The organism is Halorussus sp. MSC15.2 (assembly GCF_010747475.1).
Lineage (GTDB): Archaea > Halobacteriota > Halobacteria > Halobacteriales > Haladaptataceae > Halorussus.
This window is the reverse complement of record NZ_VSLZ01000002.1, coordinates 294,064-315,012: the sequence shown is the minus strand read 5'-3', so window position 1 is coordinate 315,012 and position 20,949 is coordinate 294,064. Positions and strand designations below refer to the sequence as shown.

At 65.4% G+C, this 20,949-nt stretch carries 22 protein-coding genes and 2 pseudogenes; 13 read left to right on the top strand and 11 right to left on the bottom strand.

The genetic code is table 11. The features are described 5' to 3' along the window. Positions 1–14: 14 nt before the first annotated feature. The 3 genes and pseudogenes from FXF75_RS08775 to FXF75_RS08765 all read right to left on the bottom strand — a co-directional run bounded on the left by FXF75_RS08775 (position 15) and on the right by FXF75_RS08765 (position 1,552). The gene (locus FXF75_RS08775; protein WP_163521513.1) at positions 15–557 is read right to left on the bottom strand and encodes a hypothetical protein; all 543 of its coding nucleotides are present in this window, start codon (positions 555–557) and stop codon (positions 15–17) included. A 226-nt stretch (positions 558–783) separates the two neighbouring features. After that, a pseudogene (locus FXF75_RS08770) lies at positions 784–1,037 on the bottom strand (BolA family protein). 239 nt (positions 1,038–1,276) lie between these two features. Continuing rightward, on the bottom strand, positions 1,277–1,552 hold the full coding sequence (locus FXF75_RS08765) for a helix-turn-helix domain-containing protein (RefSeq protein ID WP_163521511.1): 276 nt from the start codon (positions 1,550–1,552) through the stop codon (positions 1,277–1,279). 174 nt (positions 1,553–1,726) lie between these two features. Between FXF75_RS08765 and FXF75_RS08760 the strand changes: the two genes are divergently transcribed. Next, complete coding sequence (locus FXF75_RS08760; RefSeq protein WP_163521510.1) at positions 1,727–2,941, top strand: proteasome-activating nucleotidase; 1,215 nt, start codon at positions 1,727–1,729, stop codon at positions 2,939–2,941. 111 nt (positions 2,942–3,052) lie between these two features. Here FXF75_RS08760 and FXF75_RS08755 read toward each other — a convergent pair whose 3' ends face one another. The 3 genes from FXF75_RS08755 to FXF75_RS08750 all read right to left on the bottom strand — a co-directional run bounded on the left by FXF75_RS08755 (position 3,053) and on the right by FXF75_RS08750 (position 4,823). After that, the gene (locus FXF75_RS08755; RefSeq protein ID WP_163521509.1) at positions 3,053–4,039 is read right to left on the bottom strand and encodes a bile acid:sodium symporter family protein; all 987 of its coding nucleotides are present in this window, start codon (positions 4,037–4,039) and stop codon (positions 3,053–3,055) included. 302 nt (positions 4,040–4,341) lie between these two features. Then, the gene (locus tag FXF75_RS22060; RefSeq protein WP_170977446.1) at positions 4,342–4,479 is read right to left on the bottom strand and encodes a hypothetical protein; all 138 of its coding nucleotides are present in this window, start codon (positions 4,477–4,479) and stop codon (positions 4,342–4,344) included. A gap of 146 nt (positions 4,480–4,625) precedes the next feature. Further along, entirely contained in the window at positions 4,626–4,823 is a 198-nt protein-coding gene (locus FXF75_RS08750) for a DUF5800 family protein (RefSeq protein ID WP_163521508.1), read from the bottom strand. Positions 4,824–4,937: 114 nt separating this feature from the next. Here FXF75_RS08750 and FXF75_RS08745 point away from each other — a divergent pair, with 114 nt between their 5' ends. The 5 genes and pseudogenes from FXF75_RS08745 (at position 4,938) to FXF75_RS08725 (ending at position 10,959) form a co-directional block, all read left to right on the top strand. Then, on the top strand, positions 4,938–6,209 hold the full coding sequence (locus FXF75_RS08745) for a polymer-forming cytoskeletal protein (RefSeq protein WP_163521507.1): 1,272 nt from the start codon (positions 4,938–4,940) through the stop codon (positions 6,207–6,209). 254 nt (positions 6,210–6,463) lie between these two features. Beyond that, complete coding sequence (locus FXF75_RS08740; RefSeq protein WP_163521506.1) at positions 6,464–7,315, top strand: electron transfer flavoprotein subunit beta/FixA family protein; 852 nt, start codon at positions 6,464–6,466, stop codon at positions 7,313–7,315. A 2-nt stretch (positions 7,316–7,317) separates the two neighbouring features. Next, positions 7,318–8,900 (top strand): annotated as a pseudogene (locus tag FXF75_RS08735) (electron transfer flavoprotein subunit alpha/FixB family protein). Further along, on the top strand, positions 8,893–10,560 hold the full coding sequence (locus tag FXF75_RS08730; RefSeq protein ID WP_163521505.1) for an FAD-dependent monooxygenase: 1,668 nt from the start codon (positions 8,893–8,895) through the stop codon (positions 10,558–10,560). Before FXF75_RS08735 ends, FXF75_RS08730 begins: the two are co-directional and overlap by 8 nt. A 39-nt stretch (positions 10,561–10,599) precedes the next feature. Then, a complete protein-coding gene (locus FXF75_RS08725) occupies positions 10,600–10,959 on the top strand; it encodes a hypothetical protein (protein ID WP_163521504.1) in 360 nt (119 codons plus the stop codon). Between the two features lie 11 nt (positions 10,960–10,970). Here FXF75_RS08725 and FXF75_RS08720 read toward each other — a convergent pair whose 3' ends face one another. Further along, complete coding sequence (locus FXF75_RS08720) at positions 10,971–11,402, bottom strand: DUF2267 domain-containing protein (protein WP_163521503.1); 432 nt, start codon at positions 11,400–11,402, stop codon at positions 10,971–10,973. Between the two features lie 94 nt (positions 11,403–11,496). Between FXF75_RS08720 and FXF75_RS08715 the strand changes: the two genes are divergently transcribed. The 3 genes from FXF75_RS08715 (at position 11,497) to FXF75_RS08705 (ending at position 15,238) form a co-directional block, all read left to right on the top strand. Continuing rightward, complete coding sequence (locus tag FXF75_RS08715; protein WP_163521502.1) at positions 11,497–12,228, top strand: helix-turn-helix domain-containing GNAT family N-acetyltransferase; 732 nt, start codon at positions 11,497–11,499, stop codon at positions 12,226–12,228. 201 nt (positions 12,229–12,429) lie between these two features. Further along, on the top strand, positions 12,430–12,858 hold the full coding sequence (locus FXF75_RS08710; RefSeq protein WP_163521501.1) for a hypothetical protein: 429 nt from the start codon (positions 12,430–12,432) through the stop codon (positions 12,856–12,858). 223 nt (positions 12,859–13,081) lie between these two features. Next, a complete protein-coding gene (locus tag FXF75_RS08705; RefSeq protein WP_163521500.1) occupies positions 13,082–15,238 on the top strand; it encodes an alkaline phosphatase PhoX in 2,157 nt (718 codons plus the stop codon). A gap of 107 nt (positions 15,239–15,345) precedes the next feature. Here the strand turns inward: FXF75_RS08705 and FXF75_RS08700 are convergent, their stop codons facing one another. Continuing rightward, a complete protein-coding gene (locus tag FXF75_RS08700; RefSeq protein ID WP_163521499.1) occupies positions 15,346–15,570 on the bottom strand; it encodes a dodecin family protein in 225 nt (74 codons plus the stop codon). Between the two features lie 154 nt (positions 15,571–15,724). On the opposite strand from FXF75_RS08700, the gene FXF75_RS08695 reads away from it, so the two are divergent. After that, complete coding sequence (locus FXF75_RS08695) at positions 15,725–16,906, top strand: redox-regulated ATPase YchF (RefSeq protein ID WP_163521498.1); 1,182 nt, start codon at positions 15,725–15,727, stop codon at positions 16,904–16,906. A gap of 124 nt (positions 16,907–17,030) precedes the next feature. Beyond that, positions 17,031–17,576 (top strand): hypothetical protein, encoded by a 546-nt coding sequence (locus FXF75_RS08690; RefSeq protein WP_163521497.1) that lies wholly within the window; start codon positions 17,031–17,033, stop codon positions 17,574–17,576. A 1-nt stretch (position 17,577) separates the two neighbouring features. Here FXF75_RS08690 and FXF75_RS08685 read toward each other — a convergent pair whose 3' ends face one another. Continuing rightward, positions 17,578–18,513 carry an alpha/beta fold hydrolase gene (locus FXF75_RS08685; protein ID WP_163521496.1) on the bottom strand — a complete coding sequence of 312 codons (936 nt, stop codon included), beginning with the start codon at positions 18,511–18,513 and terminating at the stop codon, positions 17,578–17,580. A gap of 53 nt (positions 18,514–18,566) precedes the next feature. On the opposite strand from FXF75_RS08685, the gene FXF75_RS08680 reads away from it, so the two are divergent. Together FXF75_RS08680 and FXF75_RS08675 are read left to right on the top strand one after the other, a co-directional pair. Continuing rightward, positions 18,567–18,998: a histone acetyltransferase gene (locus FXF75_RS08680; protein ID WP_163521495.1), complete on the top strand. Its 432-nt coding sequence runs from the start codon at positions 18,567–18,569 to the stop codon at positions 18,996–18,998. 60 nt (positions 18,999–19,058) lie between these two features. Next, on the top strand, positions 19,059–19,325 hold the full coding sequence (locus tag FXF75_RS08675) for a hypothetical protein (protein WP_163521494.1): 267 nt from the start codon (positions 19,059–19,061) through the stop codon (positions 19,323–19,325). A gap of 89 nt (positions 19,326–19,414) precedes the next feature. Here the strand turns inward: FXF75_RS08675 and FXF75_RS08670 are convergent, their stop codons facing one another. Continuing rightward, the gene (locus FXF75_RS08670; protein WP_163521493.1) at positions 19,415–20,086 is read right to left on the bottom strand and encodes a hypothetical protein; all 672 of its coding nucleotides are present in this window, start codon (positions 20,084–20,086) and stop codon (positions 19,415–19,417) included. A gap of 158 nt (positions 20,087–20,244) precedes the next feature. Continuing rightward, the gene (locus tag FXF75_RS08665) at positions 20,245–20,898 is read right to left on the bottom strand and encodes a hypothetical protein (protein ID WP_205427388.1); all 654 of its coding nucleotides are present in this window, start codon (positions 20,896–20,898) and stop codon (positions 20,245–20,247) included. Between the last annotated feature and the right edge of the window lie 51 nt (positions 20,899–20,949).

Below are 20,949 nucleotides of genomic sequence, written 5' to 3'. Positions count from 1 at the left end.
CACTCGACTCTTTTTCACTCGTCGGTCTCGACTGCCGATTCGAGGAGTACGTCCGCGGCGGTCCGGTTCGGCGGGCCGATATCCTCGCGCGCGAACCGCGCTATCTTCTGCTGGGCGTCCGCCACGCTAGTCGCTCCGCTCTGTAGTTCCGGCAGTAGATGCTTGTAGAGGTCGAGTTCGGCGTCGAGCGACCGGACGACTTCCGTGCGCGCTTCGCCGTAGGACTGCTCCTCGTTCACGTAGACGAAGAGCTTCGTGCTGTACTCGCGGAGTCGCTGTTTCGTCTGGTCGTTCACTGCGGGGTGGTCGAGCAGGTCCTCGGCCGGGAGGCTGTCGGCGTCCTCGTCGGTGGCGTCTCGAATCTCGTCTCTGGCGAGGGTCTTGGCCGTGTCGTACTTCGAAGAGAGTTCGGCGCGGGTCTCACGACTCGCTTCGGTCCACTCTTCGAGCAGTTCGAGCGCGTCGCCGAGCGTCTCGATGCGGTCGGCCAACTGTCGGCCGAACTCGGCGACGTTACCGTCCTCGACCGTCTGAATCCGCTCAACGAACGTCGGCATGAGTCGTCCCGAGAGGCGGAGATAGTCGAGGCGTCACTGTACCGGCGGCGCTGGCGTCGAAGGGAGTGCAGAACGGTTCGGCACTGTGCAGTCGCTCGCCACCGCGTCGGGGGGAGTCGGTCGTTCGGTGTGCCATACTTCCGTTACGTCCGCCCGGACCCTTGGTCTCTCGGGTCGGCGAACGGTCCTCGTTGCGGACGGCGGCGGTCACGTCGTTCCCGGCGGGTCACTCCTCGCGCTCGGCGTACTCCTCGGGCGTGAGGTCGTCAGTTCCAGCGCGTGGATGTCCTCGGTCATGTGGTCGCCGAGCGCGTCGTAGACCATCTCGTGTTGCTGAACGAGTCGCTCGCCCTCGAACGCGGGCGAGACGACGGTGGCCGCGAGGTGGTCCTCGTCTTCGGGGCCGCGCGGATGACTGACCGTCGCGTCGGCGTCTTCGAGGTTCCGTTCGATGAGTCGGGCTACGTCTTCGGCGTCCATACGGTCGCGTAGGTGTGGGGAGGTGAAATGCGTGTGGATGGCGGACGGCGGAGTATCGATGCAGACGAACGGAACCAGTAGACAGAAACGTCTGATGGGTGGTCAGACGGAGACACTTCTCTGTGGAAGGTACGAAGACGAAATCGAGTAACACAGAACGGCGAAACATCGGACATTCGCTCGACAGACCGACGTACGATAACCCCGAAGCTCCCGACCGTCGGGGTCCGTAACGCGGTTTATTCGAGGTCTAGGGTGTAGAGGCGTTTCCGAGCGTCAGAGAAGGAGAACCGGGAGGTGACGATTCCCTCGTCGTCCAGTCGGTTCAGCGCGTACCGGACCGTCCGGTCGGGCAGCAGCGACTCCTCGGCGATTTGGCTCTGGGTCATCGTGTCGTTGTACTCCAAGACCTTGGCGACGAGTTTGGCGCTCGGCGGCAGGTCGCGTATCTCTTCGGTCACGTTCTCCCCCGTCAGGCGACCTTCCTCGGGTCGAGCAGTTTCTGACGCACTCATGCTATACCCCCACTTTTGGATACAGGGTAATAATATTTCCCATTCCAGTATATTACTAGAAGGCATGATTCGGCACCGACACGTGAGAGCACGCCGCCCAAGAACCGCGCCACTAGTTGGCAATAGGCACTATCACCCGAAGCCTCTTATGAGGGTGGGACCTAGAGCGTCGTGATGACCGACACTGTGGAAGACGTCGAACTCCCCTACGACGAGGAGAGCGCGTCCCAGCAGGACAAAATCGAAGCCCTTCAAGAGCGGTTGGAGGTTCTGGAGTCGCAAAACGAAGAGATGCGTGACAAGCTTCTGGATGCGAACGCCGAGAACAACAAGTACCAGCAGAAGCTCGAACGGCTGACGCACGAGAACAAGAAACTCAAGCAGTCGCCGCTGTTCGTCGCCACGGTGCAGGAACTCACCGACGACGGCGTCATTATCAAACAGCACGGCAACAATCAAGAGGCGGTCACCGAAGTGACCGACGAGATGCGCGAGGACCTCGAACCCGACGACCGGGTCGCGGTCAACAACTCGCTGTCCATCGTGAAGACGCTGGAGAACGAGACCGACGTCCGCGCTCGCGTCATGCAGGTCGAGGAGAGTCCCGAGGTCACCTACGAGGACATCGGTGGTCTCGAAGAGCAGATGAAGGAGGTTCGCGAGACGGTCGAGATGCCCCTCGAGAGTCCCGAGATGTTCGGCGAGGTCGGTATCGACCCGCCGAGCGGTGTCCTGCTCTACGGTCCGCCGGGGACCGGCAAGACGATGCTGGCGAAGGCCGTCGCCAACCAGACCGACGCCACCTTCATCAAGATGGCCGGGTCGGAACTGGTCCACAAGTTCATCGGCGAGGGCGCGAAACTCGTTCGTGACCTCTTCGAGGTCGCTCGCCAGCACGAACCCGCCGTGCTCTTCATCGACGAAATCGACGCCATCGCGGCCAAGCGCACCGACTCGAAGACTTCGGGCGACGCCGAGGTCCAGCGTACGATGATGCAACTCCTCAGCGAGATGGACGGCTTCGAGGAGCGCGGTGACATCCGCATCATCGCCGCGACCAACCGCTTCGACATGCTCGACCGCGCCATCCTCCGCCCCGGCCGGTTCGACCGTCTCATCGAAGTGCCCAAGCCCAACCTCGAAGGCCGCGAGAAGATATTCCGCATCCACACTCGCGACATGAACGTCAGCGACGACGTGGACTTCGACAAGTTGGCCAAGGACGCCGAGGACGCTTCGGGCGCGGACATCAAGGCCATCTGTACCGAGGCCGGGATGTTCGCCATCCGCGACGACCGGACCGAAATCCGGATGGAGGACTTCGAGAACGCCAAGGCGAAGATAGACGCCGAGGACGAGGACGAGGAAATCTCGAAGACGTTCGCCTGATTCGGCGCTCTTACTGACGACGCTTCTCCTCGTCGTTTTCCGGTCGATTACCGACGACGGAACCGATTTTCACGTGACCGCGACCGTCGAGAAGCGTCTTGACCGCGAGGGTCAGTCGTCGCCCGGGACGCGGGCGACAGACTCGTTCGACGCCGGTTCGTTGCGCGAGAAGTACGAGGCCAGCGCCGGACCGGTCACGTTGTGCCAGACGCTGAACAGCGCTGGCGGGAGCGCCGCGGCGGGCGAGAAGAACGAAGTCGCCAGTGCCACGGCGAGACCGCTGTTCTGGAGACCGACCTCGAACGCGCAGGTCCGTGTGCGGTCCTCCGACATCCCGGTAAGCCGTCCCACGCCGTAACCGGTACCGAGACCGATAGCGTTGTGCGCGACCACCGCCACCGCGACCGCCGCGCCCGCGGTGAGGATGGTCGCCTTGCTCAGACCCACGACCGCCGCGACGATGGCCACGATGGCGACGACGCTGACCGCCGGGAACACGTCGAGACCGGCCTCGGCGATATCGGGTGCCTCCCGGTCGAGGACGTACCGGAGCGCGAACCCGGCGACGACCGGCAGGAACACCACCTGCACGATGCTGGAGAACATCTGTGCGAAGGTGACGTTCAACTGCTCGCCCGCGAGGAAGACCACCCACGCCGGCATGACGATGGGCGCGGCGAGCGTGGTCACGGTGGTGATGGCGACCGAGAGCGCCACGTCGCCCTTGCCGAGATACGTCATCACGTTCGAGGCGGTGCCGCCCGGCGCGGCCCCGACGAGAACGACGCCGATGGCGAGTTCGGTCGGCAGCGACAGCGCGACGGTGAGTGCGTACGCCGCCACGGGCATGACGACCCACTGCGTGACCGCCCCGATAGCGACGTCTCGCGGTTGTTCGACCAACCGCCGGAAGTCGTCGGGTTGGAGCGTCAGCCCCATCCCGAGCATGATGACGCCCAGAAGCGGCGTGATGTACGGTTCTATCCACGTGAACGCCGACGGGACGGCCAGCGCTACACCGGAGGCCGCCAACACCCAGACCACGAAGTACCGATTCGCGAAATCACTGACGCGGCGAACGGTGTCGAGAGCGCTCACGGGGATTCCCTCCCCGAGTGTGTCGTGTCTCGTCGTGACATCCTACTCGAACCTTCTAGTTTCCGATGTTATGTCTGTCGGTCGAACAGACCTCGGCAAATACGACCAACACGTCGCAGTTCCGTGCAGAGTGGCCGCCCCGTCGAGAGCAGAGAGGGAATCGCGTTGCCACGCGCTTTCCGTCACGAGAAAAACCGTCCCCCATCTACCGTGAGGGTTACGACGAGTTCCACCCCGCACGGAGAACGGTCCGCACGACGTATTCGTTCAGACCCGTGCTCGTCGGCGGTCGCGGCCGACCCTCACCCGAGCGCCACGAACACGGCGTAGGGCAGCAGGAACAGGACGACGAACATCGCCAGCAGAATCGCGCCGTATCCGGCGAGCGTTCCGAACGCGGTGAGCCACGAGGGGTGGTCGAAGTCGGCGGGCAGGTTCATGGTCGGTCCGAGGGACGCCTGCGCCTTAATGCTACCTGATAGCGTCGCAGGCGACCCGCTTGCGGCGGCGAGCCGTTCCGATTCGAGACGGCGGAACTCCCGATTCGAGGGCTTGGACCGACCGGGTTCCCGAGTGGGAGACCGCGCTACCTGATGATATCGCCGATGCGGCGGGCTTGACCGGACAGGTCCGGGTTCTTCTCGACGATTTTGAGTACCTCGTGGTCGGTCACGTCGAAGTAGGACTTGCCGGTCGCTCCCTCGATGAGGTCCTTCGAGAGTCGGAACTCCGTCCCCTCGTACACCACGTCCACGCCGTCCTCGTCGAATGCGAGCGTCGTCATACCCCCGCGTTTGACCGCGCCATTTAAAAACCCATCAGAACTCCCCCGGATACTGTCGGATTTCGGTCAGTTGTCTGACGGACGTTTATTAGGGTTGAATCGGTACGCCCCGATGTGCCGCTTGGTTCGGACCCGTTGGACGAACTCTCGATTCCGGACGGAACCACCGTCGAGGAACACGACCTCGTGACCGACGGCGACATCATCGTCGGCGGTCAAAGTACGGTCGAGTTCGGCGTCCGCGGTCACAACGTCATCGCGGGCGAGCGCGTGCAGTTCGGCGGCCACATCGAGGCCGAAGCCGACTGCCGCCTCGACATGTGGTCGGACATCGAAGACAACGTCCTCGTCGGACGCGACGCCTACCTCGGCGAACGCGTCCACATCGGCGGTCGCCTGATGGTGAGTGGCGACCTCGACATCGGCGACGACGTGGACATCGAGGAGGGGTTCGAGGCGAACGGGTGGATAGTCATCCGCAACCCCATGCCGACCATCGTGTTCGTCTTCGTCTACCTCCAGCAACTCCTCCGAATCGGCGAGGAGGAGGCCGCCGAAGAGGTCATGTCCGAACTGCTCGAGAACGAGGAGGTCGAGGCAGAACCCGTCGTCGTCCCGCGAAACGGCCACGTCAGCGACGACTCGTGGCGCGTCTCGACGCCGGCGACCATCGGCGACGACTGCCGACTCCACGGCAACATCCGCGCGGAGTCCATCGAGGTCGGGAAGCGCAACGACGTGTTCGGCAGTCTGCGAGCGCGAGGCGACATCTCGGTCGCCGAGGGGACGGTTATCCACGGGGACGTGACCACCCGAAACGGGACGGTCGAACTCGCTGACGACGTGGAGATTCGGGGCGACGTCTCCTGCGAGGACCTCCACTTCCACGACGGCGCGATAGTAGACGGAACGATGCGCGCCAGCGGGCAGATGTCCATGGTGCAGGGCGGAACCCACGAGCGAATCGCCGCCGACGGCGACGGCGGCAGAAAGCGATTTCACGGCGACCGCCCGGGAACCGACGATATCTCGAACGACGGCCACCGTGACGGCGACGACGGGAGTTCTGACACGAGCGAGGGTCCCGACGAGATTGACGGGGCAGAGACGGTCGATACTGACGAAACGAATACGACAGAGACGGCTGAGAACGCCGTTACCGATGAGACCGAGGACCTCGATGGACCCGAAAGCCCCAACGAACCCGAGGACTCCGACAGGACCGAGACCCGTTCTGAACCCGACGAACGCGGAGACGACTCGGATGTAGAGAACGTCTCCGAGGAGGAACCCGATTCTGCGAGAGCGGTCGATGCGGAGAGCGAGGCTAATTCCGACGGCGAGAGCGTAGACGCCGCCGAGTTCGACTTCGAGACCGACGAGTGATTCTCCGTCCGAGTTGGGGGAGAGCGCGAGGGCCTTCGCGAATCGTGTAAAATCAGACGCCGATAGCCCAGTCTGTCGAAGGCATAGTTCTGTTACCGAGACGAATCCCGCGGCAGCGTCGCTCGTCGTTCGGGTTCATTTTCGTCTTCGCGTTGGGACGGCCACCGACACTGTCGGGGATAATGTAATAAACATTGAGGGTGAAATGTCCCACGGAACATGGGAGAGAGACTCACTCGCGTCAGGTGGTGTCAATGCACTCGGTAGTGTTGACGAAAGGCGTCCCCGACTTCCGAGAGGGACAGGTGTCGTTCGACGAAGACGGCCACCTCGAACGCGGCGCGACCCCCACGGTGATGAACCCCAACGACGAGTTCGCGCTGGAGGCCGCGCTCCAGACCAAGGTCAAGCGCGGCGGGACCGTGAGCGTGATGAGCATGGGACCACCGGGTTACGAGAGCGTACTGGAGGAGGCGATGGGCGTGTACGCAGACGACCTCTACCTGCTGTCGGACCGCGAGATGGCCGCGGCCGACACGTGGTCCACGTCCATCACCCTCTCGGCGGGCATCGAGAAGATGGAGACCGAACCGGACCTCGTGTTCGCGGGGTTCAAGACCGCGGACGGCGAGACCGGCCAGACCGGCCCCCAGACGAGTTGGTGTCTCGACCGGCCCATCGTGACCCACGTCATCTCCGTGGAGATAGACGAGGCGGCGGGGCGACTCCGCGCGAAGCGACTCGTGGAGGGCGACGTGGACGAGATAGAGACCGTCGAGGCTCCCCTGCCCGCGTTCGTCGTGACCGACCCCGAGTTCGAACCGTCCTACCGGCGGGCCGAGCATCGACTCCGGCACAAGCGACTGAAGGCCGAGACCGAGGAGCGCGTCGAGGAGTACGAGGACCACCTCACGACGTGGAGCGCCGAGGACCTCGACCTCGACCCGGACTTCATCGGACTCGACGGGTCGCCCACCATCGTCTCGGGCGTGGACCCGATTCCGAAGGCTCCCTCCGAGCGCGAGGCGACGATGGTCGAACCCGGCGACGAGGCGGCCATGGAGGAGGTCGTCGAGGAGATGCGACCCCTCGCGGGAGGTGACTGACCGTGCCCGACGACGCGAACGACGACACCGACGCGGACCTCGACCCGACCGAGTTCACGGTGGACGAACTGAAGGACGAACTCGCGGCGGTCGAGAACCCCTCGGAACTCGACGCCGTGCTGGCGGCCGAGCGGGAGGGAAAGGACCGCAAGACCGCCAGAGAGGCAATCCAGCGCCGCATCGACCGACTGGAGGAGGAGACCGGAGTCGAACCGGCCGACACCGACCACGAGGAGGAGTACGCGGCAGAGGGCGGCACGGACGCCCCCGAGGAAGCGACGGGTAGCGAGGAACCGGAAGGTGAGAGCGAGGCGGAAGTCAGTTACGAGGTCGAAAACCGGACTCGCGACAAGAAGCACGTCCGGGCGCTGAAGGGCGGCGACTACCGCGACATGTGGGTCTACTGCGAGACGCAGGGCGGGCAACTCCTCGACGTGTCCAAGGAGATGCTCGGGAAGGCCCGCGACCTGATGGACACCTACAACGAGGAGTACGAGACCGAGCGCGTGGTCGGCGTCCTCGTCGGCGACGAGACGGTCGCCGACCTCACCGACGAAGTCGTCGCCTACGGCGCGGACGTGGCGATTTACCACGAGGACGACCGACTGGAGCGGTTCCGCCACAAACCGTACACCGAAATCGTCGCCGACATGGCGAGGGGCGGCGCGGACCCGCCGAACTGGGAGACCGGCGACCCCGGCACTGAACCCACGGCGGAGTGGCGCGACTACGACAAGCCCCGTTACTTCCTGTTCCCGGCGACCAACAACGGTCGGGACCTCTCGGCGCAGGTGCAGGGCGAACTCGACTCCGGCCTCGCCAGCGACTGCTCGGGGCTGACCATCGAGGAGGAACTCGTCTCCAACCCCGTGAAGACGGGCGAACCCGGCGAGAAGGTGGAGTTCGACCGCGTGCTTCACATGAAGCGCCCCGACTTCTCGGGGTTCGAGTACTCCACGATTCTGTGTCTGGACAACCCCGGCCGGGAGTTCCACCCGCAGGGCTGTTCGGTGATTCCGGGGAGCTTCGACCCCATCGACCCCGACTACGAGCGCGGGGGCGAGGTAATCGAACACGACCTCGACCTGCCCGACGACTGGTTCCGGGTGGACGTGACCGAGTTCGACCGCCTCGACGAGGGCGTCGATTTGACCGGCCACGAGGTCGTCGTGGCGCTCGGCCGCGGCATCGGCGACGACCCGACGAGGGGCATCGAACTGGGATTGGACCTCGTGGACGCCTTCGACGACGCCGCGCTCGGACTCTCGCGGGGCGTGGTCACGGCCTCCTACGACGTGGACGCCACGTCGCCGACTACGTGGCCGAGGAGCGCCAGATAGGCGAGACCGGGCAGGTGGTCGAACCGACCCTCTACGTCGCCGCGGGCATCTCCGGGGCGGTCCAGCACAAGGTCGGGATGGACGAGTCCGACACGATAATCGCCATCAACACCGACCCCGACGCCCGCATCCGGGACTTCAGCGACTACTTCGTCGAGGGCGACCTGTTCGAGGTGCTTCCCCGCCTCACCGAATCCGTCGAGGCGGGCGAACTGACGACGAAAGCGGAGGCGAGCGATGACTGACGACTACGAACACTACGAGGCGGTCGTCGTCGGGGCCGGACCCGGCGGGGCCGCGGCGGCGGCGGTACTGGCGCGCAACGACGTGGAGACCCTCGTGCTCGAACGCGGGGTCGAAGCCGGGTCGAAGAACGTGACCGGCGGCCTCGTCTACGCCGAGGAGTCCGCGCCCTACACGATAGACGGCCTGTTCCCGGACTTCCGCGAGGAAGCCACGGAGCGCCCGGTCACCGACTACTACCTCCACAACGTGGCGGGCCAGAAGGTCAAGACCTTCGACATCACCGACCTCCACGAACACGACACCGAGTGGTCCGACGCCGTGCTTCGCCGGAAGATGGACTCGTGGGTTGCCGACCGGGTCCACGAGATGGCGAGCGAGACTGGCGGCGGTCTCCTGACGGACGTGCGCGTCAACGGTCTGCTCCGCGAGGAGGGCGAAATCGCGGGCGTGACTTGCGACGAACTTGACCCCATCCGGGCCGACATCGTGGTCGCGGCCGACGGCGTGAACTCCGAACTCGCCCGCGACGCGGGCCTGATGGACTGGGAGGACCCCGAGGAGTGGTTCCAAGGCGTCAAGGCGGTCGTGGACGTGCCGGAGGACGTCATCGCCGACCGGTTCGGCGTCGGTCCGGACGAGGGCGAGGCCCACCTCTTCTCGGGCGACCTGTTCGAGGACGTCCGCGGCGGCGGGTTCGTCTACACCAACGAGGACTCGCTGTCGGTCGGGTCGGTGTTCCACCTCGACAGCATCGTCGCGGAGGAGGCCGACCCCCACCGACTGCTCGACAACCTGCTCACCCATCCCCTGATGGCCGACTGGTTGGAGGGCCACTACGACGAGGTGGAGTACAGCGCGAAACTCGTCCCAGACTCGAAGAAGGCCGCCCACCCCGCGCCCCACCGCGGTCGCCTCCTCGTCGTCGGCGACGCCGCCGGGCAGATGCAGGCCCAAGGCCCCATCATCAAGGGGATGAACCACGCGGTCACCGCGGGTGCGCTGGCGGGCGAGGCCTTCGCCGAGGCCAAGTTGCGGGGGAGTCCGGAGAAGGCGGGCGACCTATACGAGCGGAAACTCCGCGACGAGGGCGTGATGGGCAAACTCCGGCCGAAGGGGTACCGGGTCGCCAGCGCGCTCGGCGAGCGCGAACCGGTGACGGACCTGACCGACTCGATACTCACCTCGTCGGTCGGCCGGACCGCCGTCTCGCTGTTCGGCGGGACGCTGGAGAAACTCTACTCATCGCCGACGCTCTCCCAAGTCGTGCCCGACACCCGGACGCCCTACGTCACCCTTCCGACCGTCATCGCCGAGGAACTCGGCGAGCGCGTCTCCGGCGAGGCCGACTACGAACCGAAGGACCTCGCCGCGCGCATCGGCGACCTGACCTACGACACCGACGTGGGTAACCCCCACATCGAACTCCGGGACGACTCGATGGCGGCCAGCGGAGCGGCGGTGCACGCCTGCCCGGTCAGCGCGGCGGACTTCGGCGGCGGATGCTACCGCGAAGAGACGGTCAAAACCAACGGGAACGAGGAGAAACGCGTCAGTCTCGACACCCAACCGTGCGTCGAGTGCGGTACCTGCGCCGTGGTCGCCGACACCGACTGGGAACATCCGCGGGGCGGCAAGGGCGTCGAGTTCAGGGAGGGATAATCGGATGACAGCGCCCGCTCCTGTGCCTCTGCCCCAGTTATGAGCGACTACCGCGACCGAATCGACGCGCTCGCCGAGCGCGCCCGCGGCGACCGACGGGCGTTCGACCCGCCCGCCGACCCGCCGGACGAGGAGCGCGCCCTGCGCTACCTGCGCGACGGGGTCGGCGACGCGGTGTCGGTGTACGTCGAGGCCCGGACCGGCGAGTTCGCTCCCCTCGACGTCGAGGAGATGGACCGTCTGGAACGGGCCGCCAACGATTGGCTCGAACTCTACGCCCGGTGTTACGGTCGGAACATCGACGCCGAGTTCACGGTGCGCGAGGTGGCCGAACTGGTCGTGGATACCTACGACATCGCCGACACCGCGCGACTGCTGACCGGCGTTCCGGAGCGATAATTACTGGTTCGCTATCGGCCGTCTTCGAAGGCGGCGTCGTCCGCACCGACGAGTTCGAACAGTTCGTCCCAGTCCTCGTCGTCGGGCAGTTGGTCGCGGACCTGCTCCAGTTCGCTCTCGGGTACGACGTCCGCGACGAGCGACGTGACCGCCTTCGCGTGGAACGCGGCGTCGGGCCGGTCGTCGTCGGAGTCGGGGTCCATCCGCTCGCGTTCGGCGACCCGCGAGACGAATTCGTCGAAGTCGAACCGCTGACCGTGGTCGGCCGATTCGAGGTAGTAGTCTATCTCCATCGGGAGCGGTCCCGCGAGGTCTGTCGCCTCGCCCTCTTGGAGTCGTTCACCGAGCGTCGTCAGGACGGCGCGAGTCGCTCGCACCGTCTCTCCCTTGGTACCCGTGTCGATTCGGTGCTGGACTTCGCCGGTGAAGTCGTCGTAGTTCATTCTCTCCCCCCATCGACACTACGTCACACTGGCCCAAGCGTCTGCTGGCCCGCGAGAAACAATTAAGTTACCTCGGAGGGTGTTATCATTAACCATGGAGTTTTCCGAGGCCATCGAGTTCGAACACGAGGACCGGAAACGCATCTACGAGTACGTCGAGAGCCACGGCGAAGTGGACGCCGCGGACGTCCGCGACCGACTCCACATCGACCCCGGCGGCTTCCGTCACCACGTCGCCATCCTGAAACGCGACGGCTATCTGGAGGAGCGCGACGGGAAGTTGCGGGCCTCGTTCGACGAGGGTGCCGCCGAGGAGTACGACGTGGACGACTTCGAGTTCACTATCCGGCCCGCGCGACAGGAGGACCTCTCGGGCATCGTCGGCGCGATACGCCGAGTCGCCGAGCAGGGGAGTTACATCGTCGCCGAGAGCGTCGCCGACGAGATAGACCACGACGAGGCCCTGCTCCGACACAACGAGATAGAGTCCCGGATGTTCTTCGTCGCCACGGTCGGAGACGAAGTCGTGGGCTGGGTCCACCTCTACGCCCCGGAACTCGACAAGTTGTCCCACACCGCCGAACTGACCGTCGGCGTGCTGGCCGACTACCGCGGCCACGGCGTCGGGAGTCACCTGCTCGAACGCGGTCTTGAGTGGGCGGCGTCGAACGGGTACGAGAAGGTCTACCAGAGCGTCCCCTCCGCGAACGACGACGCCATCGCCTTCCTCGAGGAACACGGCTGGGAGACCGAGGCGGTCCGCGAGAACCACTACAGGATAGACGACGATTACGTGGACGAAGTGATGATGGCCGTGGAACTGTAACCGGTCCGCGGCCGAATCGGGACGAGGACGGGGACTGCGCGTTCCCCAGTTCGGTCGAAGAGCCTCGCGTCGCGTTTCTCCCCTCGCTTCTACTCGGACCACCGATACGTTGAACACCCGGGACACCGTACGTGGCTTCCGACCGACGACGCGAGTCGTCGGCCGTCACCTCCGCGGCGGGAAGCGAACGATAGCCGAACCATGGCAGAATCAGAGCAACCAGACACCAGTGACGGCGAACGGTCGGTGTACAGAGACTACGTCCTCGACGTGCGCATCGTCTCGGTCGAACGAACGGGCGACTCCGATTCCCGATACCGGTTCGAGGCCCCGGAACACGTCGGCGCGGAGTTCGACGACCCGGACACCGCCGAACTCTACGCCGACGTCTACTTCGATACCAACGGATTTCAGGAGGAGGGAACCGGCGAGCGCGGCGTTCCGCCGGAGGTCATTCAGGCCGGGAAGGACACCGTGGCGGCGTACTTCCTCACGCGACCCGGCGTCGACCACAACTGGATGGCGTCGTTCTACGGCGTCAAACCGACGAAGATAGACCGATACGTCTCGTGGGTCCGCGACCGGGCCGAGGAGATACGCGAGGGCGTCGCGGAGCGCGACTTGGAGTGACGTCCGGCGTCGCCGTCGTTCTCGCGACGACGAGTGACCGGTAGCTCGCAGCCCGCAAACACATCAACGGGACATCCATTCCACATCGGCGACGAGGTCCGGAACCGGACGAAACGGGAGTCGGGAGTCGCTACCGACGCGGCGTGACGGTTCATTTTCTCCGGAGACGTATTGGTTGCTACTAGAAAATTATTTTCAATGGCAGGTCGAGAGTTGAGTTCGCATGGTCGAGTTCACTCGACGAAAGCTGATGGCCACGTCGGTCGCAGCGACGCTAGGTGCCAGCGTGTCCGCCGCGTCCGGAGTCGCTCAGGACGAGGACGCGGACACGCCGAAGGCACCGCACGTGAAGGGGGAGATAAAACGATTCGCGACGACGGCGCTGGGGGCGGAGGTGACCGGGCCCGAGGTCAGCGCGAACGGGACGCTGTTCTTCAGTCTGCAGCATCCGAGTCGGAAGAACCCGGCACCGTTCAACAAGGCCGGTATCGGGTACGTGCGGGGGTACAACTTCAGCGAGGGCAGCGAGTTCGACGTACTCGGCGTCCCCACCTCGAAGGAGGCTCAGGGCGAGGTCCGCGTCGCCGGAGGTACCTACGAACTGCTGGCGCAGGAGGGTGACAACATCGGCGGCAACGGGACGCTCGGGATGCCGGTCACGCCCGACGACCTCGCAGTCGAGGAGTACCCCGGCGCTCGGTACGGCAACTTCGGGTACAACCCGGACTGTAACCGACTGGTGCCGACAAACGAGGCCGAGACGCGGGGCTACCTCTTCACCAACTGGGAGGAGAGTCCGGGCAACGTGACCCGCATCCCCGTCAGTCGGAAGGGGCAGGGACGGTGGGAGGCCAACCTCGAGAACGCGGTCAACCTCGCCAACACCGAGGCGCTGCGGAGCATCGGCGGGACCCGAATCAACTGCTACGGCGACCTCAGCCCGTGGGGAACGTACCTCTCGGCCGAGGAGGACTACGCCCACCCGCGGGTCGCACTGACGACCAACGTGAGCGACGTCGTCGGCGACTCGGAGGGACCGGACCACCGGGGCGCGGCCCAGTTCTACAACCGGCCGAACCCCAGCGACATTCAGGAGGCCGTCGAGAAGTACTACGGGGACGACGCGTGGTTCGTCCAGGGGTACTGGGCGCTGGCGGGTCTGGAGATACAGGCGTACTACCTCGGTGCCGACGCCGCCGACGAGAACGAGGAACTGGCGGCCGACGTGGACCCGGAGACGAGCCTGCAGCCCGTCGGAAGCCCGTACCCGAACCCGTACCGATACGGTCACATCGTCGATTTCCGGCAGCCCACCGCCGAGACGCCCCAGCCCGTGAAGTACCACGTGATGGGACGGGCGGCGTGGGAGTGTCCCGACGTGCAGGGCGACGAGAAGACGGTGTATCTCACCTCGGACGGCGACAACAAGGGGCTGTACAAGTTCGTGGCCGACCAGCCGATTCCGAGTTACGACGACCCGATGAAGCTCTCTGGGACCCTCTACGCCGCGAAGGTGACCAACCAGCAGGCCGCCGCGGACAACCCGCCCGCCGAAGTCCCGCTCGAAGTCGAGTGGTTGGAGATGGGGAGCGCGACCAACGCGGAGGTCGAGTCGTGGATAGCCGAGTACGACGACGTCGATCAGGTGGACTACCTCGAAACCCACGCGGACACCGACTGGCAGGAGGACGTCCAGAAGGCGCTGGAGGAGGCCGACAAGACCGTCGTCGAGCAGGGGAACCAGAACTACATCCCGGACCGGGACGTCGTCCGGTGGGCGCGCCAGTACGAGCAGAAGGGACCGAGCAACGTCGACGAGGAACTCCGGCGCGTCCCGTTCCTCGAAACTCGTGCGGCCGCCAAGGAAATCGGCGCGACCGTCGAGTTCCGCAAGAGCGAGGGCATCGACAGCAGAGACGGCGCAGGACCCGGCGACTACGTCTACGTCGGCATCTCGGAGGTCAACGACGGGATGTCAGACGACGCGGGCGACGTCAACCTCGACCGGGTGGACGGCGGTCTCGTCTACCGAGCGGAACTCGAAGACGACTACAACATCTCGACGCTCGAACCCGTCATCGTCGGCCCGGACGCGACCGACCCGGCCGACGTCGCCAACGACGCCCTGCTGAACATCGACAACGTGTTCGTGATGGACGACGGGCGAGTCCTCTGCTGTGAGGACGCCGACCAGTACGGCCGGTCGTTCCCCAACGACTGCCTCTACGTCTACACCCCCGAGGAGATGATTAGTGGGGGTGCAGCGACCGAGACCACTGAGGCCGAAGAGACCGCGACGGAGTCAGAGGCCGAGGAGACGACCACGATGGCCGAAGAAGAGGCGACTACGACCGCCGACAACCAGACGACGAGCGGCTAACCGGGACCTCTGCACTCCCGGGATAGTTCGAGTAATCCGTATCAGACGGGTTCCAGTCCGGACTCGTCCGGGCGGGAGTCGGGATTCCACCGAAAAGACGAGTCCAGTTACTGATTCTGCTGGCGCTGTTGGTCGTGGACCGGGAACGCCACCTCGACGGTCGCGCGGTACTCCGAAATCTCGCCGTCCTCGACGTCCGCGGTCCAGTCCTCGACTTCGACGCCGGAGATGTCGTCGATAGTCTTGCTCGCTTCTCGGAACGCCTCCTCGGCGGCGGCCTGCCACGATTCCTCCGCCGAACCGGTTATCTTGACGATTTTCACTGCGGTCATGGCCACAGGCGGTACGACGGGACTCGTGTAGCGTCTTGTGGCCAACCCGCGCTTCGAGACTCCGCGTCGCTTCGACGTCGATTCCGCGCCCCGCTTTCGCCGACGAATCCGCGGAACCGAAAGGCAAATCCCCGACACGCCGGTAGTCTCTGGCATGATTTCCATCGCCTTGGCGGGCAAGCCCAACGCGGGCAAGTCCACCTTCTACAAGGCCGCGACGATGGCCGACGTGGACGTGGCCAACTACCCGTTCACGACCATCGACGCCAACCGCGGCGTCAGCCACGTCCGGACGGAGTGCCCCTGCCTCGAACGAGACGAGCGCTGCGGCGACGAACACTGTCACGACGGGAAACGCTACGTCCCCATCGAACTCCTCGACGTGGCCGGACTCGTCCCGGGCGCGCACGAGGGCCGCGGTCTCGGCAACCAGTTCCTCGACGAGTTGACCAATGCCGACGCCATCGTCAACGTCGTGGACGCCTCCGGCGGGACGAACGAGGAGGGCGAACCCGTCGAGGTCGGGAGCTACGACCCCGTCGAGGAGGTGGACTTCATCGAGGAGGAGATGGACCAGTGGCTCGCCAGCATCGTCGAGCGCAACTGGGAGAGCGTCGAGCGCAAGTCGCGTTCGCCCGACTTCGACATCGACGACGCGCTGGCCGACATGCTGACCGGGTTCGGCGCGACGGAGGCCGACGTGGCCGCCAGTCTCCGCGAGGTGGACTATCCGGAGGACCCCATCCAGTGGACCGACGACCACCGCGAGGCGCTGGCCCGCGACGTGCGCGCCCGGACGAAACCCATCATCCTCGTCGCGAACAAGGCCGACGTCGCACCGCCCGAGAACATCGAGCGCCTGAAGGAGACCGGCAAGCCCGTGATTCCGGCCACCGCGGAGGGCGAACTGGCGCTCCGGCAGGCCGAGAAGGCGGGCGCTATCGACTACGACCCCGGCGACGACGACTTCGAGATAGTCGGCGACCTGAGCGACGACCAGCAGGCCGGACTGGAGAAGATTCGAGAGGTCATGCACGAGTGGGGCGGCACGGGCGTCCAAGAATCACTGAACTACGCGGTGTACGACCTGCTCGACCGGATTACGGCCTACCCGGTCCAGAACGAGACCAAGTGGACCGACGCGAAGGGAAACGTCCTGCCCGACGCCTTCCTCCTGCGGCGCGGTTCGACGCCCAAGGACCTCGCCTACGCGGTCCACAGCGACATCGGCGACGGCTACCTCCACGCCGTCAACGGTAAGACCAACCGCGAGATAAGCGACGACTACGAACTGGAGGAGGGTGACGTGGTGAAGATAGTGAGTACCGCGAAGTGAGGTCGGCGTCGTCGGCCGGGAGCGGTGGGCCGAACGGTTCGGACCGGGACCGCCCTTCTCTCCCTCCCCGGACCCTCTGAAACCTTACGCGGCGTTTTTCCCGCTCCCCGTTGCCAGAGTTCGTATGCCAGCCGTCGATGCCGACCTCGTAGAACGCCTCTCTCACCACGACGAGTACTTCACGGCGAAGGAACTGGTCCGGTTCCTCGAACGTCACCACGCGGTCGAGGGTCCGGGCGTCCCCCGCGACCTCGTGGAGGCCTACGCCGAGGAACTGGAGTACGACCTCGACCGCCTCCGGACCTCGCTGGACGACCGCCAGACCGACGCCCGGACGTGGCAATCGGGCGAACGACTCTACAATATCGACGGGAACGTCAGTATCTATCCGCCGTCGTGGCACGAACAACTCGCGGGAACCACCGACCTCCCGAACTACGTCGAGGTCATGCTGGAGAGCGTGCGAGCGCCCGAGGGAGTCGAAATCGACCAGAGCGACCTCGGCGTCTCCCAGGAGGCACTCCTGACCGCGGTCGAGATAATCGGGGGAATCGACCGCGGGAGCGCCCGCGAACTCCTTCGGAGTCAGCGATTGGAAGGCAACCTCGTCCTCTGGGCGTTCCAGAATCCGGAGGAACTGGTCCGACTGCCCGAGGAGACGACCGACTGAGTCACGCCTCCCCGAAGAACTCGACCAGCAGGTCGGACACCTCGTCCGGGCGGTCGTTCTGGACCCAGTGGGTCGCTTCGGGCAGTCGCTCGACTCTGAGGTCCGGGACCCATCGCTCCAGTCCCTCCGACAGTTCCACGCCGAGCGCGGGGTCGCGTTCGCCCCAGACGAGGAGCGTCGGCGCTCGAACCCCGCGCTCGCGGGTCCCGCCGCCGAACAGTCTCCGCGCCTCCCGGCGCAGGTTCTCGCGGAAGAACGCCCGGTAGTAGTCGAGGGCCGACGTGAGCGCGCCCGGCCGACACGCCGCCCGTCGATACCGCCGGAGGTCGGTCTCGCTGAAGGTGTCTGGACCCGCCGTCTCCCGCAACATCTCCGCGACCCCCGCACAGTTGCGGGCACCGAGGGTCCGCTCCGGAAGCCACGGGAGTTGGAAGTAGAGGGCGTACGACGACCGACTCCACTGCTCGGGGTTGCGCCGGAGTTCCTCCCGATACCGCTCGGGGTGGGGCGCGTTCAGGACCGCAAGTTGGGAGACCACCTCGGGGTGGCGAATCGCCGTCTCCCACGCCACCACGCCGCCCCAGTCGTGGCCGACGACGCGGGCGCGCTCCCGGCCAAAGTGTTCGACCAGTCCGACCACGTCGCCGACCAGTTCTTCGGTCCGGTAGCTTCGGACCCCGTGGGGCTTCTCGGACCGATTGTACCCCCGCATGTCGGGCGCGACGACTCGGTACCCGGCGTCGGCCAGCGCCGAAATCTGGTGTCGCCACGAGTACCAGAACTCCGGGAAGCCGTGGAGGAGGACCACCAACGGGTCGTCCTCGTCGCCCGCCGCGACGTAGTGGAGTCGCACGTCGCCGACGACGGCCTGTTCGTGCGTCCACGGTCCCTCCGGGTCAATCGGTGTCTCCTCGGAGTCGCGACTCTCCGTTGCCATACCGAACGTGTGAGTGACAAACGATTAAATCTTGAGGCGTCCGAGCGTTCGACGTGACCGACGCTGACGGGTCCGAGTCCGACGACACCGACGACACGTGTGAGAGTCCCGAACCCTTCTCGGTCGCCATCGACCGCCCGCGACCGAGCCAACTCTACCTGAACGGCCTGAAACTCTCCTTCGTGACCCAGTGGTTCGACTTCGCGGACCCGAACTACGACCCCCTGCCGGTCCGAAAAATCGGCGGCGACTGGACGCTGACCGACGGCCACACTCGCGCGTTCGCCGCCTATCTCTCTGGGACCGAGGAACTTCGAGTCGTCCGGGACACCGACGACCTGCCGATGGACGTTTACCGGGAGTGCGTCCGGTGGTGCGACGAAGCGGGCGTCACCGAAATCGCGGACCTCGCGGGTCGGGTGCTGAACGACGACGACTTCGACGAGAAGTGGGTCGCGCGGTGTCGGGCAATCGCCGACGAGTGAAGCGTCGGCAACGCGCCACCGAAAGAACGATACCTAATCAGTCTGTCGTGAATGGTGTCCGTGCATCGGTTCCATCTCTACCACGGTTCGATGGCGATTATCGGCGCGGCAATCGGTTCGAAGGCGCTCCTGTCCGCCGCCGCGGACGGGGTCGATGCCCCCATCGTTCTGATGGCTCTCGGCGGCGGCGGACTGGCCGTCGCGTCGATGTACACCGTTTTCGCGAGAGACCCGGAGGAGTCGGCGATTCCGGCGTACGCCGTCCTCGGAGCGATTCTCGGTGCCGTCTTCTCCGTCCTCGGAGTCGTCGTTGAGGCGCTCGCCTGAACACCGGACCAAAACGACCGAAAGAATCAGCGTGCGAGTCGTCCGTCCGCGTCCGGTCTCCTTTCACCGTCCGTTCGCGTCCGGTCTCCTCACGCCTCGGTCGTCGTCTCGTTCGCTGCCTCGGTCGTCGTCTCGCCGAACGTGAGGTCTATCACGTCGTACTCGACGATGATGTACCCCGTGTCGATGACGGGCGACCCGTTACGGGTGTACGGTTCGTCGGCCCCCGGGAAGTCGTACTGCTGGTTGTCGTTGGTGTCGCGGTGAGCCATCGCAACGAGCGTCTTGCTCTCGTTGACGGTCTCGTTCAACTCCACGACGACGTTGCTGTGGACGCCCGGTTCGAGGTACGTGGAGTTACCGACCACGGCCCCGACCGAGACCTGTCCCTCCGTCGCGTACACGCCCGAGACGTTCGTCGCCTCGTGAATCGCGACGAAACCGCCCTCGGGGACGACGACGCGCTCTATCAGCACCGTCGTCTGGTTCGGCTCTCCCCCGGTGAAGGTGAAGCCCGCGCTCTGGTTCAGGAAGGTGATGCGCGCGCTCTCGGCACCGACCTGCCCCTCCGCCGTCGTCGTCTCCTGTTCGGCCATCGTCTCTTCCGCCGTGGTCTCGTTGTCGTCCGCTACCGTCGTGGTCTCCTGAGCGAGCGATGCGTCGCCGGTCGCGGCGGACGGTCCGCCGCTCGCCGCGAGCGCCGCCGACGTTCCCGCGACGACCAGCGCGACGACCGCCAGAATCGCTATCTTTCGTGTCATGTGTCGCTCCACGCAGACACACGCCGGTCGGAGGGAAGTGCGTATCAATCGTTCAGCGTGGAACGACTCGATACTCGCTGTGAACGTCGCTTTACTGCACACGGACACGGTGTCAGTCGTCGAAAAAAGGCGAATGGTATCGCCGACCAGTATTCGGATTACATCGCTTCGGTCGTCGTGGTCTGGGCACCCGCCGGAGTCGTCGTCACGGCCGCGCCCACTTCGACGGTCACGTTGGCCCAGTCAGTGACGGGCTGACCCGCCTGCGTGTAGGGTTCGTCGGCCTCGGGGAAGTCGTACTGCTGGTTGTTGTTCGTGTCGCGGTGGGCCATCGCGATGAGTATCTGACCCTCTTCGAGCGGCTGGTCGAGCCGAATCGTCACGTTCTCGTGGACGCCGGGTTCGAGGTACGTGGAGTTCCCGATGACCGCACCGGCGGTGTACCGCTGGGCGGCCTCACCGGCCGCGGCGGTCGGCGTTTGGATTTCGGTCTCGATGGCCGTCTCGGTGGGCGTCTCCGTTTCGGTACCGGTCTCGGTCGCCTGACCCGCGCTCTCGGCCTCGTGAATCGCGATGAAGCCGCCCTCGGGGACGACCACACGCTCGACGACGACGACGCTACCGTTCGAACTCTGGTTCGTGAAGGTGACGTTCGCTGTCTGAGCCACCGTCGTCTGGCCGACTGGCGTGGTCGTCTCCTGTTCTGCGGCCGCGTCCGTGGTCGCCTGCGGACTGGCACCCAGCGCCAGCGCCGCCGACGTTCCCATTGCGAGCATTGCTACTATCGCTACGATGGTTAGCTTTCGTGTCATCGAAACACCTCGTCGGAGCCACTACCGAGTTCGGAAAGAAACGCGGCTATC

Bases quoted from the DNA above. Each gene is read 5' to 3' on its own strand.
- FXF75_RS08695 (WP_163521498.1), top strand. From the start codon at position 15,725: ATGATTTCCATCGCCTTGGCGGGCAAGCCCAACGCGGGCAAGTCCACC.
- FXF75_RS08705 (WP_163521500.1), top strand. From the start codon at position 13,082: ATGGTCGAGTTCACTCGACGAAAGCTGATGGCCACGTCGGTCGCAGCG.
- FXF75_RS08750 (WP_163521508.1), bottom strand. From the start codon at position 4,823: ATGACGACGCTCGCATTCGACGAGGACGGCGTGGACGTGGTGTACGAG.
- FXF75_RS08720 (WP_163521503.1), bottom strand. From the start codon at position 11,402: ATGAACTACGACGACTTCACCGGCGAAGTCCAGCACCGAATCGACACG.
- FXF75_RS08685 (WP_163521496.1), bottom strand. From the start codon at position 18,513: ATGGCAACGGAGAGTCGCGACTCCGAGGAGACACCGATTGACCCGGAG.
- FXF75_RS08690 (WP_163521497.1), top strand. From the start codon at position 17,031: ATGCCAGCCGTCGATGCCGACCTCGTAGAACGCCTCTCTCACCACGAC.
- FXF75_RS08715 (WP_163521502.1), top strand. From the start codon at position 11,497: ATGGAGTTTTCCGAGGCCATCGAGTTCGAACACGAGGACCGGAAACGC.
- FXF75_RS22060 (WP_170977446.1), bottom strand. From the start codon at position 4,479: ATGAACCTGCCCGCCGACTTCGACCACCCCTCGTGGCTCACCGCGTTC.
- FXF75_RS08775 (WP_163521513.1), bottom strand. From the start codon at position 557: ATGCCGACGTTCGTTGAGCGGATTCAGACGGTCGAGGACGGTAACGTC.
- FXF75_RS08760 (WP_163521510.1), top strand. From the start codon at position 1,727: ATGACCGACACTGTGGAAGACGTCGAACTCCCCTACGACGAGGAGAGC.
- FXF75_RS08765 (WP_163521511.1), bottom strand. From the start codon at position 1,552: ATGAGTGCGTCAGAAACTGCTCGACCCGAGGAAGGTCGCCTGACGGGG.
- FXF75_RS08670 (WP_163521493.1), bottom strand. From the start codon at position 20,086: ATGACACGAAAGATAGCGATTCTGGCGGTCGTCGCGCTGGTCGTCGCG.
- FXF75_RS08700 (WP_163521499.1), bottom strand. From the start codon at position 15,570: ATGACCGCAGTGAAAATCGTCAAGATAACCGGTTCGGCGGAGGAATCG.
- FXF75_RS08740 (WP_163521506.1), top strand. From the start codon at position 6,464: ATGCACTCGGTAGTGTTGACGAAAGGCGTCCCCGACTTCCGAGAGGGA.
- FXF75_RS08710 (WP_163521501.1), top strand. From the start codon at position 12,430: ATGGCAGAATCAGAGCAACCAGACACCAGTGACGGCGAACGGTCGGTG.
- FXF75_RS08725 (WP_163521504.1), top strand. From the start codon at position 10,600: ATGAGCGACTACCGCGACCGAATCGACGCGCTCGCCGAGCGCGCCCGC.
- FXF75_RS08665 (WP_205427388.1), bottom strand. From the start codon at position 20,898: ATGACACGAAAGCTAACCATCGTAGCGATAGTAGCAATGCTCGCAATG.
- FXF75_RS08730 (WP_163521505.1), top strand. From the start codon at position 8,893: ATGACTGACGACTACGAACACTACGAGGCGGTCGTCGTCGGGGCCGGA.